Raw genomic sequence first — 16,422 nt, forward strand, 5'->3', positions numbered from 1 at the left:
CATGAGAAGTGGCTATGCCCACTTGGCATCAACCCCAGCCAAGACGAACGCCTGCCAAGGCGCTTTGCTCACCGACGCAGGCCAAAGCACCTTTCGAGGTCACGATGCTCACACACTCCGGTTACGCGTTGGCCCTGGTTCTCCTGGCCCAGGTCGCACCCGCCGAAATCAAGACGAAGCCCCTGGCGTCTCCGTCAGAAGTCAGGCAAGCGTTTTTGAAGCAACTCGACCGGCCGAAAGTTCCGCTCGAGATCAAGATCGAGAAGGAGGAAAACAGCCAGGATGGGCTCACAACGGAACGACTCAGTTTTGCCTCCGAGAAACGGGCCGACGGCCAGATTGAGCGGGTGCCCGTGCTTGTCGTTCGCCCTCCGGCGGCCAAGGTCAAGGGCCTGCTGCCAGCCGTGATCGTGCTGCACGGAACCGGCGGCGATAAGGACAAGATGAGGTCGTGGCTCGTCGAACTCGCCGGTCGAGGGATCATGGGGGTCGCCATCGATGCCCGTTACCACGGCGAGAGGGCAGGGGGGGCGGTGGGCGCTGACGCCTACAATAAGGCAATCACACGAGCTTGGAGGTCAAAGCCCGGCGAACCACAGACGCATCCGTTCTACTACGACACGTGCTGGGATCTCTGGCGAACTCTCGACTACCTGGAGTCGCGATCCGACGTGGACCCGAAGCGGCTGGGCATGATCGGGATCAGCATGGGGGGGATCGAGACCTGGCTTGCGGCATCGGTCGACGAGCGGGTGGCTGTGGCAGTCCCGGCCATCTCCGTGCAAAGCTTCCGATGGAGCCTTGAGAATGAACAGTGGCAAGGGCGAGCCAAGTCGATCGGGGCGGCTCACCAGGCGGCGGCCAATGACCTGGGTGAGACCGCTGTCAATGCGCGGGTCTGTCGCACGCTCTGGAACAAGGTCATCCCTGGCATCCTCACGACCTTCGATTGCCCGAGCATGCTTCGTCTCTTTGCGGGGCGGCCCCTCCTGATCCTGAACGGCGATCGCGATCCGAACTGTCCCATCGGTGGCGCCAGGCTGGCCTTCGCCTCGGCCGAGAAGGCGTATGAAGAGGCGGGAGCCTCCGATCACCTGCGGATCAATGTGGCGGAGGGGGTGGCCCACGCAGTGACGCCCGAACAGCACGAGGCGGCGCTCGACTGGTTTACCCGCTGGCTCACACCGGCCGAGCCCACTGGGAAATGAGCGTTCAATGAGCATTGGCCATTGGAGGCGACCGTTTGAGCCGGTCGCCTCTTCGGGGCTGCAAATCTGCGTGTTCAAAGGCAATCAGGCATCAATCAAGCAAGCAAGTAGTCCCTTGACGACGTTGCCGTGCACATCGGTCAGGCGGAAGTCACGCCCCTGGAATTTGAAGGTCAGCTTCGTATGATCGATCCCCAGGCAATGGAGGATCGTGGCATTGAAGTCGTGGATGTGGACCGGGTCTTTGACGATGTTGTAGCAGAAATCGTCGGTCTCGCCGTACGAGATTCCGGGCTTGATCCCGCCGCCGGCCATCCACATCGTGAAGCAGCGCCCGTGGTGATCTCGCCCGTAATTGTCCTTGGTCAAGGCCCCTTGACTGTACACGGTCCGGCCGAATTCGCCCCCCCAGATGACCAGGGTTTCATCGAGCAGACCACGGGTCTTGAGATCTTTGATGAGGGCCGCCGCCGGCTGGTCGACGTCCTTGCACTGGCCGCGGATCTGGCTCGGCAAGTTGTTATGCTGGTCCCAACCTCTATGCATGAGTTGAACGAAGCGAACGCCGCGCTCGACCATTCGCCGGGCGAGGAGGCAGTTCCTCGCGAAGCCGCCGTCCACTCCCTTGTCGTCGATGCCATAGAGGTCAATCGTTGACTTCGGTTCGCCCGAGAGGTCGGTCAGGTCGGGCACCGAGGCCTGCATCCGGTAGGCCATCTCATACTGGGCGATCCGCGTGTTGATCTCCGGGTCGCCGAATGAGTCGGCCGCCATCCGGTTGAGCCGGCCGACGCCGTCGAGCATTCTCCGCCTGGTTTGCGAGTCGACTCCGGGCGGATTCGAGAGGTAGAGGACCGGGTCGTCCCCCGAGCGGAACCGGACCCCTTGATGCTGGGTCGGGAGGAAGCCGCTCCCCCAGAGTCGCGAGAAAATGGGCTGATCCGTCTTGTTGCCGCTCCCTTGCGAGATCAAGACGATGAACGTGGGGAGGTTGTCATTCTCCCCCCCGAGACCGTAGTCGAGCCAGGCCCCCAGGCTCGGTCGACCCGGCTGCTGGTGCCCGGTCTGGATGTAGGTGGTCGCGGGGTCGTGGTTGATCGCCTCGGTGTTCAGCGTCTTGATCACCGCGATGTCGTCGACAACCGTCGCGGTGTGCGGGAGAAGCTCGCTGACCCAGGTGCCCGCTTGGCCATGTTGAGCGAACTTGAACATCGGGGCCACGCAGGGGAATGACTTCTGGCCTGACGTCATTCCCGTGACCCGTTGTCCCATGCGGATCGAGCCGGGCAGCTCCTCGCCGTGGTGCGCCTGGAGCTTCGGCTTGTAGTCAAATAGGTCGATGTGGGAGGGGCCACCCGACATGAAGAGATAGATGACATGCTTCGCCTTTGGCGCGAAGTGGGTCGACGCCGACAGAAGCCCTGGGTTCAAAAGCGAAGCCAGGGCCGTCGCGCCCAGTCCCGACGCCGTCCGGCCGAAGAACTGGCGGCGAGTCTGCAGCAATTGATGCTCGACGTGCGGATCCATCAGTTTATCCCTTTGTGACGGTTTCATCGAGATTCAGGATCGCACTGGCGACCATGGACCAGGCTGCCAGTTCCGGAACATCAAGGTCGACATTGCGGCGCGACTCGCCGACGCCAAGCAGTTTCAAGGCCGCGTCCACGTCCTGGCGAAACGCGGAGTGTTGGGCCTGGAAGAGTTCACTGAGAACTTGCAACTCGTCCGCGGTCGGCCGTCGAGCGGTGGCGAGGCGAAAGGCAAACGTGATTCGATCTTCCGGCGTTGAACCACCTTCGACGATCATGCGTTCGGCGAGTTTTCGCGAGGCTTCGACATAGGTGGGATCGTTCATCAAGACGAGCGCCTGGAGCGGCGTGTTGGTGCGAGAGCGCCGGACGGTGCAGGTCTCGCGATCGGGGGCGTCGAAGGTGACGAGAGTCGGCGGCGGGGAGGTTCGCTTCCAGAAGGTGTACATCGTACGCCGATAGAGGTCGCGACCACGGCTCTGTTCGTAGGTTTGCGCTGTCCAGTTCTGCCCGTCGAGGCGGGACGCAAGTTCTTCCCAGAGCCCCGCAGGCTGATAGGGGGAAACGCTTTTCCCTCCGATGCGGAGGTCGAGCAACCCGCTCATCGCCAACGCCTGGTCACGGATGAACTCCGCCTGGAGCCGGTGTCGGACGCCTCGAGCCAGCAAGCGATTGTTGGGATCACGCGCAATCAGGTCGGGTGAGCTGATTGAGGACTGTCGATAGGTGGCCGAGGTTACGATCAACCGGATCATCGCCTTCACGTCCCACCCTTCGCGGAATTCGACGGCTAGCCAATCGAGCAGCTCGGGGTGGCTCGGCAGTGCTCCTTGCGAGCCGAAGTCGTCGGACGTTTCCACGAGGCCGGTCCCGAAGATCGTCTGCCAGAGTCGGTTGACGGTGACGCGGGCCGTCAGCGGGTGTGCGGGATCGACCAGCCATCGAGCGAGGTCCAGCCGTGTCGCAGGAGCCCCCTTGGGCAGGGGAGGCAAACTTGCGGGAGTCCCGGCCACGACCTTTTCGCCGTGCTTATCATACTGGCCGCGATCGAGTAAGAAGGTTTCGCGAGGCGTGCTCATCTCGCGCATGACCATCGTCGTAGGAATCGACTTCTCGATGTCGGCGTGTGCCTTCTTGAGCTCGGCGAGTTGCTGATTCAAGGGCATGCACTCGGCCGAGACCTGGGTTCGGTAGTACGATCGTAGTGCACTCGCATCCACCGCAGATCGCTGCTCCTCGCTCCCCCCGACGATCCGGGCGATCTTCTCCGGGAGCTTGAGCCGCCCGAGAGGGCGTTCCGAAGTGGTGAAGGAGAGGCGGAACTTGCCGAGTTGGTGACGCTCCCAGGCGGACTCGAACTCGAGCGTCGTCGCCAGTCGCGTCCCTTCCTTGGCAACCAGCGGTTTCTCGAGTTCGAAGACCACGAAATGCGACTTGCCGACCTCGGGATGGACCGCCCACCCGGTTGCCTTTTTCCCGTCGATTGCGTGAGCCACCGGAAATTCGGACTGGCTGAAGTCGGCATGCGCCGACTTGATTTTGAGCGGCTCGCCCGCGTCGAAACGAACCTCCGTGAGAACAAAGTTCCCATTGACCGAGCGTCCTGGGCCGTTGCCGACCAGGGATTCATCGGGAAGGACTTCGAGCCTGATTGCTGTGATCGGCTCGCGAGGAGCGAGTGTGGTGAGGGTATAAACGTCTTTGTCCGGGTTCGCGCCTCGGGCCACGATGGACTGATCCTCGTGTTTCTCGAGCGTGGTCCCTTCTTTCGCGGTCATCGCGTCAGGGTTGAGAACCACCCAGTCCGTTGCGATCGCTTCGCTCAGCGAACGTTCCCACTGGGTCTGCTGGGCGTCGACTGACGGCAATGGGCCTTTGAGTCGCTGTTCGAGGTCGCCGATGGCCTTGGTCTGCCTGTCGAGAGTGGCGGCCTGGGCGAGGCTCGGGACGGGGATCATCGGCTCGGCGTTCCCTTTGCGACCGTCGAGACCGTTCTCGGGCAAGTTATTGAAGAAGGCGTAGAGCTGATAGTATTCCTTCTGGGACACCGGATCAAACTTGTGATCGTGGCACTGCGCGCAGCCGATGGTAAGGCCGAGCCAGACCGTTCCCGTGGTGTTCACCCGGTCGATCACGTAGGCGGTCTGGTACTCCTCGGGGATGGCTCCACCCTCGAAGTTAATCATATGATTTCGGTTGAAACCACTGGCCACTTGCTGGGAGAGTGTGGGATTGGGGAGCAAGTCACCGGCGAGTTGTTCCACCGTGAAACGGTCGAACGGGATGTTACGGTTGAAGGCGTCGATGACCCAGTCTCGCCAGAGCGTCATATCTCGACCGCTGTCGATGTGGTACCCGTGCGTGTCGGCATAGCGGGATGCATCGAGCCAGTCGAGCGCCATGCGTTCGCCGTAGCGGCTCGAGTTCATCAGCCGGTCCACGAGCCTCTCATATGCGTCGGTGTGGCCGTCGGCGAGGAATGCGTCGACCTCGCGCGGGGTGGGAGGAAGCCCGGTCAAGTCGAGGGTCAACCGGCGAATCAAGGTTGTCCGGTCGGCTTGAGGGGAGGGAGCCAAATTCTCCCTCTCGAGTTTCGCGAAGATGAAGTGATCGATCGCGTTCCGTGGCCAAGAGCGATCATTCACCGCTGGGAGCGGCGAACGATCGGGCGCGGTAAATGACCAGTGGGTCTGATATTTCGCCCCTTCGGCAATCCAATCGCGCAAGAGGGTTCGCTGTTCGACCGTGAGCGTCCGGTTGCTCTCGGGCGGAGGCATCACGAAGCTCTTATTTGTGGAGAAGACACGCTTGACCAGCGTGCTTGCCTCAGGCTGACCGGGGACAATCGCGGGCTTGCCCGATTCGGCCGGTTGGAGCGCTGCGTCGCGGAGGTCGAGCCTCAGTTCCGCCTGGCGCTCGGCCGCGTCGGGCCCGTGGCACTTGTAACATGTGTCCGAAAGGATGGGGCGGATCTGGCGGTCGAAATCGACCGTTGTTTTCGACCCGTCCACGAGCGGTGTGGGTTGATCGGCGAGAATTACTCGGCCTGACATCAGCATGCCGAGCAAGATCAAACACATCCCGCGCAATCGGTGGCCAGTCATTGTGCCTGATCCCTCATGACTTGCGACTGAGAGCCGTTCATCGTTACGAGCCGCATTCTATCAAGGATGGCAATCAATGGGCACAACCTGGTGAATTTCCTGCTCATGGAGGGTGGGCATGGGCCACTCTCATGATAAGCGATCAGAAGCTGATCCCACGACGGGCTGTGTCCCGTCTGACGAGAGAATTCGGATCAAGGTTGCCCGACTTGCTGGGAAGGTTTTTGTCTGCACTGACCTCGAAGGATGGCCGTTTTTGATGATCGAGAGCCCTTGGTCTGCTGCTGCAAAAGATGGTCCTGCCGCCATCAGCGGGGCTCGTTCTCCGTGCGCCGGGAGATGGAGCGTGAGGTCCGTTTTCTGCCTTGGGTCGTCGGGGGCAAAATCCCCAGGCCTTCGGTGAAGGTTGGATCGAAGGCCGTGGTCGAAAGCTTTTTTTCCCAGGCTTCGACCCAGCTTTTCCAGGAGACGGTGATCCGCTGAAATGGGATCAGTACGGAGTAGTCACCGTCGCGATCCCTCGGATGAGGGGGGCGAGCTGGAGGGTCGCCGGGGTGTACTCGGATGCGGTCGATCCCGCTCAGTTTATAGAGGCCGACGATCGCGGTCGTCAACGTTTGCCGGCGCACCTCGGAGAGGTTCGCAAGCCATCCCGGCTCGGCGACCTCCGCAATCAGGCTGCCCGACTGTTCGACGAATTCAATCCGGATCACGTCGGCATTCTCCTGATGTAAGGAGAGCTCGAATGTGATTCGATTGGTCGAAAGTGCCAGTGCGGAGACCTCGATCTCCATCGAACCGAGCGTCCGACTCTCACGAAGTAAGGCAAGAAACTCGCGTTCGATGAAGTGCCTGATCGCCTCCTCGACGTGGTGGAGTGCTTCGTTCTGCTTGATGATGCCCTTCTCTCGGCCTTCACGAAGCCAGCGTCTCTCTCCCTTGCGGAGCTTGGTGAACAGCTTGGGGAGCGTTCCCGAGTGGAAGCCGGGACGCAGCAGTCGGCCGATGGTCTCACCGTGACTCCCGACCGCGATCGGGCCGAGCGTCTCGCGGCGGTTGGCTCGATAGAGTCTCCAGTTCTCCTTGAGCTCCCAGACGAGAAAGCCGAACACGCCCGGTAAAAGGAGCACGGTCGACCCGGCGATGAAGTTCGCCACGACCTTGCCCAGCGGCATCAGAGGTGCAGCCAGGAGTTTGGTCAGCGTCAAAGAAAGAGGCAAGATAATTTTGTGAGAGACGGTCACGACCGGAAAATGTTTGATCGGATTGACTTGAGGTTCAATGAGCACATTAACATAGATACGGACCAGATAAGCGACAAAGAACCAGCCTGCCCCCAGCACCGCTTTCGTCGCGAGCATCGCCTTGTTCTGGCCGGATCGGAACCGCAGCCATTCGTCGACGGCGTAGAGGAGGCGATCGACCGTCTCGAGCACCCTGTCGAACGTACCAACGATAAGCCGATAGATGCCCGGAACGATGTCGCGGTAGAGTTGTTTCCAGGTTCGGACCACTTCATCCGCGACGATTTCCTCGACGTTTCGGCCGAGCCGCGAATTGATCACGAGATTGGCGCAGACGAAGACAATCGCGGAAAGCAGAAAGACCGATTGCTGGCCCAAGCCCAACGACTTCGCCACACCCCAGACAAGCACCGTGACCATCGCCGGTTTGAGCAAGAGCCGCCAAACCAGAGACGCGAACCGGCCGACGAAGAGGAAGCGAAGCAACGGTTGACGCAATACCCAGGCGAGCGAATCAAAGCAGACCATGCGCAGGCCGCGACCGACAACCCGGACGGCCATCAGGAATCCCTGGCGGAAGTTCGGGAAGTCGAGAACCCCGAGTGCCACGGTTCCGAGGACCAGCAATGACGGCAGATTCATGATATGAATATGTCCGCCGCCTAGCCAGTGAACGAGGGGACCGATGATGTGCTGGAGCCCTTCGAGCATGAGAAAAGCACCTCCGTACGGCAAGGCGACGTACGAGGTGAGGAACCGGCCGATCGAGGTCGCGAATGCCAGTGAGCTGAACCGTTGGAGCGATCGGAGATAGATTTCCCCCTGGCGGTAGACACCGTCTAGCGATTTCGAGAGCGCCTCGTCGGCCTTGAGCAGGCGGTCGCCCTCGAGGAACTCGCGAGGGCTCGCGAGGTCGGGCATCTTGAGGTTGCTGCGTGAGCAGGCGTCGCGCAGGTCGCCGAGCGAGAGGAACCCTCGGCTGGCGATGCGGTCCAGTAACTCCTCGATCAACTTCCGGTAGGCGACGCGTTCGGGAAGGTTCCTTGGCTTGAAACCGGTCGTGGTGAGTGTGGCGTCAATTGGACCGCGGAGTCGATCTCTCAGGACGAGCTCGCCCCGTTTGACGGAGGCGTGAAGGAGCGTCGCCAATCGGGTCCGATCCTCCCCCCGAAGACGTGTGGAGGCGAGTCGTTTCGAGGCACTCCTCAAGTGGTTGGCGGTCATGACCTCGCGCAGGTAGGGCTGAACCCGGCGAATCGGCCGGCGCCCCCACGAGACGATCCATCCGACGAGGTCTGTGGTGAAGACCTCACGCTCGTGGTCGACGCAAACTTTCTGAAGGTCGTAGAGCAGGCGAGCCTCGGGGGTCCAGAACCCTCGAGCCGAGCGATCCAGGAGAGCGGGTAAGGCGCGTCGCCATCGCTCGGCCTCGGAATCGTCGAAGGCGAGGGCACGCTGGAGTCGTCGAATCAAGCGGTCGAGTTCGCTTCGTGCTCCCGCTCGGACCGACTCGGCGAGTTCCGCGGTTGTACGTCGAGCCGCTTCGGTGCGGAGGATCGCCGCACGGACCAGGTTACCTCGAGCGGCAATGGCGTCGGCCCGATCGAGCAGGCGCTTGGAGGCTCCGGTGGCGCGTTCGATCGGCCAATCGTCCCGCGGTTCGGATTCAAACTCGCCTTCGGCGTCCTCCTCATTCTCGCCCTCGACCGAACCCGGGATCGTCTCGATCAGGGGAGCGACGGCCCCTTCCAGCTTCGTCGCTTGATAGAGCACCTCGTCGTCGACGAGTTCGGCGAGAAGTGAATCGACGGACGTCGGGTCTTCGATCGCGGGAAAGGTGTGGGCGAGGAGGCCCGGGGCGAATCGTCGCAGTTCGAGGTAGTAGGCCCCAAACTCGATGAGAACGGACCGATCGTCGGCCAAAGCCAGGAGGAGGCCTTCCTGACGGAGGACGGTGCGAATCTCGTCGAATTCGATGTTCCCAATCCGTTCGATGCGCTTTCGAATGGCGTTGTCGAACGTCCGCTCACGAGCCAGCGACCGCTCCATCCCCACGTGGACCTGGGCGTGAAACAGGAGGCGCCAGTAGTCTCCCAGGATCGCCTCGCGAGTCGACGATGCCAGGTCTTCCGTTGTCGGCCGCTCAAGCAAGATGGCGATGGAAGGCCACCCGGCCCCCGACTTATCGAGGCCGAGTTCCTCTTCCGAGACGACCCCGCGAAGCGAGCCGCCAGTGGAAACATAGAGGCGTCGATGGGGGATATGGACGCCAACCCGGGCCAGTCCGAGGTCGCTCTTGATGACTCGACGGAGGATCCGTGGCGGGACGAGGAACGCCCCGGGTTCGGTGGCGCGGAGGATACGTTCGAGCTCAGTAACATCGATCGAGCAATCATCACCACCGTCGTCCATCATCGGCTGCGGGTCTCCTCGCGTCTCCGGAACGAACGCATCGTATCCGCCCCGGTCTTCTCAGCCAAGGACGACTCGCAGAGTGGCCCGAACTGGCGTGGTCCATGGACCCTGGCCATCCGTATGTTTTCCTTGGCGCGACGACTCAGACCAGGAAAGTTCCAGGGACAAACCTCAAAAGTGGGGCCAGGCGAGAAAATTATTGCGAGTCCAAGACCGCGCACCATAATAAGAGTAGCAATCGGAATTCTTCATCTTAGGAATTTCTCGGGTTAGAGGCTCCGTCAACGCCGATAAGACGTGGGGAACGTTTCGACTGCAAGCGGACCAGGGTCTTTGTCGGATATGACCGTGATTTCGACCGAATCCACTGGATCAACTCGCCACGGGTCTTCACCTGACGGAGAACTCCCTGTGTCCTCCAGCGGCCCGGATCGCGAATTGAGTGGCGGGGATCCCGGTGAAGAGGTCGCCAGCCGAGGGGATTCCTACGAAGAGATTGCTTCGTGGTTGCAGAACGAGGCCGAAAGACTCTTCACTCAGGGACAGTACGGTGGTGCGGAGCAGAAGGTTCGCCAACTCCTGGACTTGCAAAATCAGGTCGTGGGCCAGGAGCATGCCGACTTCGCGCTCGGTTTGAGCATGCTCGGTGAGCTCCGATTCCTCCAGGGCGACCTAGCCTCGGCTGAAGGCCTCTTTCGGAGGTCGCTGGCCATTCGAGGGACGGTCCTGGGACGGTCCCATCCCGACTATGCGGTCAGCTTGACCTGCCTTGCCGGCATGCTCTGGCGGCGCGACGCGCTTGACGAAGCCGAACAGTGTCTCCGTGAAGCCTTGGCCATTCGCAACGATGCGCTCGGACCGGATCATCCCGAGTCGGTCCAAGGTCGGAAAGAATTGGTTCGGATCCTGCGGAATCGGGGGGACTGGGCTGGAGCACAGGCGCTCATCCAGCCATTCCTTGATCCGTTTGACCTCCCGAGCGGCCTTTCGATGGGCCGTGATCTGTCGGAAGATCTGGTCGTCCTCTCCAGCCAATTCCAAAAGGTGGGAGAATCGTTCGCGTCGGTCGCTCGATCGATGAGTTCGGTCGGTGCCCCGCCGTCGACGGACAGCGTGCGGGAATTGAAGGCGTGTCGCGAACGATTCGAGGCGCTTCAGGGCGAGGCCGTCGAGCGCATTCAGTCTTTGCGTATTCCCAATCCCCCCGCGATCATACTCGGCACGCTCCAGGATCTCGCCTCAGTCCTCGACGACCTGGCCGACGCGGAACTGCACCAGCTTGAGCAAGAGCTGCTCAGGATGCAAGCTCTGGCCATCCTTGACCGCGTTCTTGCTTTGACGTTCAGGAACAACCCTACATTTCCCCCGCTTCGCGACTGCCAGGAACACGTCAGGCAACTTCGCGATTCCATCAAGCTGGGTCATTGGCTCGATCTTCCGACCCAGTCTGAAAGCCTTGCCGACGGGACGGACGCGCTCGTCAGCTTGCTGATGCTCGTCGAACAACCCGAGACTCTGAGCGATGATGACTGGGCCGACCTCTACGAGAGCGTCGGCGAGTCGCTTGGCCAGCCGCTGGCTGTGGCGGCGGCCCGGGCTCGGCTGATCGTGGAGGACCTGCCGTCACATGACAGGGAGATTCAGGAGAGCACGAGAACGGATGTGCCTCGCCCTGTGGCCCGTTCGCTTCCGATTGCGCCTGAACCTACGCCTCGGCCCACTCCGCGAGCAAACCTTCAGGGCACCTTGATCCTTGACCTCGCCGTCGCGAGTCTTGTTCCATCGATGGGGACCTTGATCCACTTGCCGACCGCTTCGCCGTCGGAACCCCAGGCGCATCGATTGCTCAGGAGCGGCCGAGCCCCAAACGTGGTCGAACCGTCTCAAACACCAACGGCCTGGAATGCGTTGGCCAGCCAACCTCCCCCTGACGACTCGGCCAGTCCCGACGGACGCGAACGGCGTCAGGATCCGGATCACCGGGCCGTTCCCACAATTATCGCCGGTCCGCTCTCCCTGCTCAGCTCGTTCGGTCCGATTCTCGAGCCCGGCGCTCGAAGCGGCCTTTTCGCAACGAGCCAGTTGGGCTCAGGGGTACGACGCGGAGAACCGCTGGCAAAACTTCCCACCTAAGGCCGTTTCACCAGCGGCATTGATTCCTCAAGACCGTGGACGACCCACGGGCATCCTGACCTCGCCAGGGAATACCTGTATCCCTCGAGAACGAGCTGATGGATGAGGAGCTTGAGTCGCTGGCCGTTCCGGGTGATGATCGACCATTCAGACTTTCCTCCGGAGCGTCGTGATGAGCCTGTTGCGCCGGCGAACCTTCCTGTCAATCAGTGGTCTGCTCGCCTGTTCGTTCAGCCTTGGGGGTGAGGAACCTTCTCCGGACGTACTGGAACCACCGGCTTACGACTCGTTCCTGATCATCCCCCTGCGTCTTCACCTTCTGACAGCGTCCGACCTACCGGAAATCGACTGCCGCTTGACAGACGACGATCTCGCGCGAATTCTTCGCAAAGTGAATGGAATCTGGAACAAGGCCGGGATCCACTGGGGTCTCGAATCCATCGTTCGCGAGCCGGCCGCACGGACCGACCAATTCCGACTGGCCCGCGAGCTCAATGGAGTCGTTCCCTTGGAACGGTATTCCATGCTCGTGCCTGAGCTAACACGGTTGACGTCCGGGATCAATGTCTATTACATTCACAAATTTTCGGTCAACGGTGTCTGGATGGGTGGCGATTTCGCCATGGTCCAGGAAACGGCAGGACTGCGCCCGGTCGAGGGGGGGATTGACGAGCCGATTCCCCGGGTGACGGCTCACGAGTTGGGGCATGCCTTGGGACTTTCCCACCGGCAGAACCGAACAAATTTACTTGCCTCGGGCACAACCGGCACCCGGCTCAACACTGATGAAGTGGCGACCGCTCGTCGTAAGGCTCTGAAGATTCCAGGAACGTTGACGGTTGAAACCCTGCGAAAGAACGCAGCTGACGCGACTTCGCAGGACAGCAAAGACGAAGCCCGCCGCCTCTGGAACTGGCTCGCCGAGATCCCTGGCGACGCGAGTAAGGACGCGCTCAGGAGGCGGGATGAGGTCGGAGCTCCCCAAGAGACACAGTGAACCGTGACACTCCGTCGATGCTGACCGTTTGTCGATTGAGATCGGTCCAAAGATTGTTGACTCCCGCATCGCTCAAGGCAGATTGGTCGTCGGTTGTTTTGATGCGCGTTGTGTGGTGGATGGCTTCATCGGGTGGTTCTCAAAGAACTCCCAGATCAGCGCATTGGCCGCCACATCCTTGGTGGATTTTCCCAGCACCTTGAGCTCCGGGCCAAACTCCCGACCCGGCCACGTGTGCCCGCCGCCTTCGATGACGACCAGGACGACCTGCGAACCGTCCTCGCCACCACTGTATGTCTTGCGGATCACCTTGGTGCCGTCGTCCACCCGGTCTGGGAGTTCATCCGTCGTCGGCTTCTCATGACATCCGTTGGCCTTCACCCAGGCGCGGATCGAGTGGTCGACGGAGTAGAAGTCCGTCCCCGAGACATCCAACTTACCTTTGCCCCCCTTGAGTGGTACAGCCTCGTCCTCGGTGCCGTGAAAGTGGATCACCGACACGGGCCGCTTCGGACGACACGTCTCTGTTCCCATCGGGCCGCACACGGGAGCGATGGCGGCGATGCGGTCGGACAACTCCGAGGCGAGGCGGTACGTCATGATTGCCCCCATTGACATGCCCGTGGCGTAGACCCGCTGCGCATCGACCTTGGCGACCTTCGCCAGATCGTCGAGCAATTCTCGGGTGAAGGACACGTCGTCCACCTTCTGCAAGAGGGCGTCGTTGCCGCCTGGTTGTCGTCTGCCGCCGTTCCAAGTCAACACGTCCTCCGGGTAGCCTTCGATCTTCTTACCCGTGCCATTCGGATACACGGCGATGAAGCCCGCTTTGTCCGCTGTCTCGTTGAGGCCACAGAAACGGACCCATTGCCCGGCGTTGCTCCCGCCGCCATGGAACACCAACACGACCGGGACGGGCTTGCTGCCGTCGTAGGACTTCGGAACGTGGACGAGGTAGCTCCGCTCGAGGTCGCCCACGGTGATGGTGCGGGTGGAGTCACCGGGCTCAAGTGCGCTGATCTGAGTAATGACCAGGGTCAGGGCCAGCAATGGGACCATGTTTCGGGCCTCCTTGAGCCTGCCACCTTTTGGGGGACAGCGTGGACATTCGATCGTCACATTGCGATTGAATGTACCATTCCCGATGCGGTCCACGGTATGAGGCTGAGTCCCTCAATGAAACCGAGCGTCTCCCTTGTCCTGAGTTGTTCGCCCGCCCATTGCTCCCGCTCACCCCAGAATTCCATCTCCAGGGGGGGAACATCAACGCTGAACAGTTCAGCACAAGCCGACTCGAGGGCCCCATGCTGTGCAATGTGAGCGAAGATCCCGTTTAGAGAGACGGGGTTGCGGCCCAATTGTTCTCTCGGCACGACATTTTCTAACAATGACGCACAACCACGACGATCACTGCATTACGTATAAACATTATATTCGAATTTTTTTGTATTTGTCATAACTGGAATCGAACCGAGTTTGAGAACCAGATGAAGGAGGACCTCGGCAAGTTCAACCTCATCATTCTCGGCCTACCAGAGACGGGCTGACGTGGCGGCCCTCACCTCGGCAACGACCGTTGCGCAGCCGTCCAACCTCGTCAGCGGCGGGTCGAGAACCAGACGGTGACAACGACCACGGTTCAGATGCCAGCCTCGGGTAACCTGGTGGCTAACGCCAACACGTTGCTCGGCACCGCCACCCCAATCCAGACCGGCTCATCGACGCTCGCAGACATCACATTGGCGAACACAACGAGTACAGGGACAGGAATCGGCTTGGAGCCAACGCTGGTTCTCGACCAAAAAGCCCGCTATCTGAACCACCTCCACACACTCCGCCGGAATAATCTCGGCGACGATACCACCGACTTACCCGGCTATGGCCTCTACCTGATGCGGATGCCCATCTCACTCCTCCCCGGGGCGCAATCCCATAAGGGCAAGGGGGCGTCGGTCACCGTCGAAGCCAAGCACGAGCCGGCGGACGTGGACCTCGTTTGGGTCGAACCTGCCCGATTTGGCTCACGAGTCTACGTAAGGAGGCAAACAAGGACCGTGCCGATATCGAGTTTTGGGAACCGAACATCGGTTTCAACGACGCGGTGTTCCATTCGGGGATTCGCGGAGGGGTTCCGGGAAATCCTCGGGGCTCGTTGTGATTGGTCGTTTCTCGGTTCGCGAGTAAGATGGCGGGGTTACTGCCAATCCACCGGAAGCTATCTCGTGAATTCGCGAGTAAGATGGCGGGGTTACTGCCAATCCACCGGAAGCTATCTCGTGAAATTGGTTCCACGGGGCCGTTTACGGCTTCGGCTCCCGTGGGAGCGCCCAGCGCTTGGAGACGGGAAATGCGAGGTGAGGCCACCTCGGCTTAATCGGCCGAGGCGTGTTGATGGCTCGACTCGCCCAACCGCTCAGGGCGGAGGGCGTGTGGCCGCCCGGGAAAGGGAGTTCCCTCGGGGCGGAGTGGTGGAACGGACTTGGTCCTGGGACGCTGGAGGACCGGTGATTCGGGGAAGAGGTGAAGCGTCCAGCGCTTGAAACCCCAATCGACGATTCGAGGGATGGCGCGATTGGCGAGGAGCAGGAGTCGCCCTCCCGCAGTCAACGTCAACTCATTGCGACCACTGAGCGCGGCCCGAAGGGCCGCGTCCGCAACTGTACCGGCCGTCATCCTTCTTCGCTTGGTGACGGAATAGCGGGCGGTGTCGATGATGAGGTTCCGCTCGAACTCGGTCGCCGTGAACCCGGGATTCAGGAGCAGAACATGGATCCCGTATTTCGACCATTCCGCCCGGATCGATTCCGTGAATCCGGCCACTGCGAACTTGCTGGCCGTGTATTCGGACCGGCCCGGTAGGCCTCGGCGGGCGACGATCGATCCCACATTGATGAGGGATGGCCGATCCCCTTGGGACAGAACCGGAAGGAGAAGTCGACTCAACTCGGCGAGTGCGAAGACGTTGATCTCGAAAAGTTGACGGAGGACGGAGGGGTCGTGCGTCTCGAAGTGCCCCGTCGCTCCCACGCCGGCGCTGTTGATGGCGAGGTCCAGCGCTCCCAGTCGCTCCGTCGTGAATTCCACAAGGCGAGCGCGGTCGCCGGCTTTGGTAAGATCGGCAGCCAAGGTGTGGACAGCGTACGGGTCGGCACCTGACTCAATCAGTGCGCTCTTGATAGAGTCAAGCTTGGTGCTCGAGCGACCCGTCAGAACGACTCGAGCGCCTGCGCGAACCAGGTGCTGGGCCATGGCGCATCCGAGCCCCGAGGAGGCGCCGGTGACGAGACAACGAGCGTCATTCCAATTACGGCGACGTGCCATTGCGATTCGCGATTCCTTTGAGGAGGCTTAACGATTGGTCGTGGTGTCATTGTAGGCCCCTTCCACGCGGGTCGTGGCCAGGCCGGCGTCCGGGTTGGCGCGTTGCCAACGGCCAAACCGTGACCCCGCATTCGGCTCGCTGACGACGACGCGTGGGGCCTGGGTTCCGGAGTAAATCGGGGCCCCGCTCACAATCGTCGTCCGGCCTGAACCCTGGGCAACGACGCTGCCACCATCCACCTGAGTGGGGACTTCGCAGACCGCTCCGTTCGTGACGGTGGCAGGGACCGCCACGGCCGTCGGACCACAAACCGGCACACCGGGGCCGTAATAGTGGTTGTGAGTGCAGCCGGCCAAGCTCAGGACCCAGCCGAGTAAGAAGACCCCGAGGCCTCCTCGTAAGAGTCGGGCATGTCGCATGGCGATACTCCTTTGCCGCGATCAAAGCCTCGGAACCATGCGCCTCCGGCG

General features: G+C 61.3%; 9 protein-coding genes. 3 read left to right on the forward strand and 6 right to left on the reverse strand.

Features of this window, described 5'->3' with window-relative positions; all coding sequences use genetic code 11:
- The first annotated feature begins 104 nt into the window (after nt 1–104).
- Nucleotides 105–1,208 carry an alpha/beta hydrolase family protein gene (locus SINAC_RS10925; protein WP_015245695.1) on the forward strand — a complete coding sequence of 368 codons (1,104 nt, stop codon included), beginning with the start codon at nt 105–107 and terminating at the stop codon, nt 1,206–1,208.
- 84 nt (nt 1,209–1,292) lie between these two features.
- On the opposite strand, the gene SINAC_RS10930 is transcribed toward SINAC_RS10925, so the two are convergent.
- The 3 genes from SINAC_RS10930 to SINAC_RS10940 form a co-directional block, all read right to left on the reverse strand.
- Complete coding sequence (locus SINAC_RS10930; protein ID WP_015245696.1) at nt 1,293–2,735, reverse strand: DUF1501 domain-containing protein; 1,443 nt, start codon at nt 2,733–2,735, stop codon at nt 1,293–1,295.
- Between the two features lie 4 nt (nt 2,736–2,739).
- Complete coding sequence (locus SINAC_RS10935) at nt 2,740–5,841, reverse strand: PSD1 and planctomycete cytochrome C domain-containing protein (protein WP_015245697.1); 3,102 nt, start codon at nt 5,839–5,841, stop codon at nt 2,740–2,742.
- 308 nt (nt 5,842–6,149) lie between these two features.
- Nucleotides 6,150–9,500: a hypothetical protein gene (locus SINAC_RS10940; RefSeq protein WP_015245698.1), complete on the reverse strand. Its 3,351-nt coding sequence runs from the start codon at nt 9,498–9,500 to the stop codon at nt 6,150–6,152.
- Between the two features lie 411 nt (nt 9,501–9,911).
- Here SINAC_RS10940 and SINAC_RS10945 point away from each other — a divergent pair, with 411 nt between their 5' ends.
- The gene (locus SINAC_RS10945; protein WP_015245699.1) at nt 9,912–11,633 is read left to right on the forward strand and encodes a tetratricopeptide repeat protein; all 1,722 of its coding nucleotides are present in this window, start codon (nt 9,912–9,914) and stop codon (nt 11,631–11,633) included.
- 172 nt (nt 11,634–11,805) lie between these two features.
- Entirely contained in the window at nt 11,806–12,630 is an 825-nt protein-coding gene (locus tag SINAC_RS10950; protein WP_015245700.1) for a Matrixin, read from the forward strand.
- Between the two features lie 72 nt (nt 12,631–12,702).
- Here the strand turns inward: SINAC_RS10950 and SINAC_RS10955 are convergent, their stop codons facing one another.
- The 3 genes from SINAC_RS10955 to SINAC_RS10970 all read right to left on the reverse strand — a co-directional run bounded on the left by SINAC_RS10955 (nt 12,703) and on the right by SINAC_RS10970 (nt 16,371).
- Nucleotides 12,703–13,689, reverse strand: a complete 987-nt coding sequence (locus SINAC_RS10955; RefSeq protein WP_015245701.1) for an extracellular catalytic domain type 1 short-chain-length polyhydroxyalkanoate depolymerase — start codon at nt 13,687–13,689, stop codon at nt 12,703–12,705.
- A 1,311-nt stretch (nt 13,690–15,000) separates the two neighbouring features.
- The gene (locus SINAC_RS10965; protein ID WP_015245703.1) at nt 15,001–15,951 is read right to left on the reverse strand and encodes an SDR family NAD(P)-dependent oxidoreductase; all 951 of its coding nucleotides are present in this window, start codon (nt 15,949–15,951) and stop codon (nt 15,001–15,003) included.
- A gap of 27 nt (nt 15,952–15,978) precedes the next feature.
- Nucleotides 15,979–16,371, reverse strand: coding sequence for a hypothetical protein (locus tag SINAC_RS10970; protein ID WP_015245704.1), 393 nt, complete (start codon nt 16,369–16,371; stop codon nt 15,979–15,981).
- Between the last annotated feature and the right edge of the window lie 51 nt (nt 16,372–16,422).

The organism is Singulisphaera acidiphila DSM 18658 (genome assembly GCF_000242455.2).
GTDB classification, from domain to species: domain Bacteria; phylum Planctomycetota; class Planctomycetia; order Isosphaerales; family Isosphaeraceae; genus Singulisphaera; species Singulisphaera acidiphila.

What these genes read in the sequence shown, in the direction of transcription:
- SINAC_RS10925 (WP_015245695.1), top strand. Translation starts at nt 105, where the DNA reads ATGCTCACACACTCCGGTTACGCGTTGGCCCTGGTTCTCCTGGCCCAG.
- SINAC_RS10930 (WP_015245696.1), bottom strand. Translation starts at nt 2,735, where the DNA reads ATGGATCCGCACGTCGAGCATCAATTGCTGCAGACTCGCCGCCAGTTC.
- SINAC_RS10935 (WP_015245697.1), bottom strand. Translation starts at nt 5,841, where the DNA reads ATGACTGGCCACCGATTGCGCGGGATGTGTTTGATCTTGCTCGGCATG.
- SINAC_RS10940 (WP_015245698.1), bottom strand. Translation starts at nt 9,500, where the DNA reads ATGATGGACGACGGTGGTGATGATTGCTCGATCGATGTTACTGAGCTC.
- SINAC_RS10950 (WP_015245700.1), top strand. Translation starts at nt 11,806, where the DNA reads ATGAGCCTGTTGCGCCGGCGAACCTTCCTGTCAATCAGTGGTCTGCTC.
- SINAC_RS10955 (WP_015245701.1), bottom strand. Translation starts at nt 13,689, where the DNA reads ATGGTCCCATTGCTGGCCCTGACCCTGGTCATTACTCAGATCAGCGCA.
- SINAC_RS10965 (WP_015245703.1), bottom strand. Translation starts at nt 15,951, where the DNA reads ATGGCACGTCGCCGTAATTGGAATGACGCTCGTTGTCTCGTCACCGGC.
- SINAC_RS10970 (WP_015245704.1), bottom strand. Translation starts at nt 16,371, where the DNA reads ATGCGACATGCCCGACTCTTACGAGGAGGCCTCGGGGTCTTCTTACTC.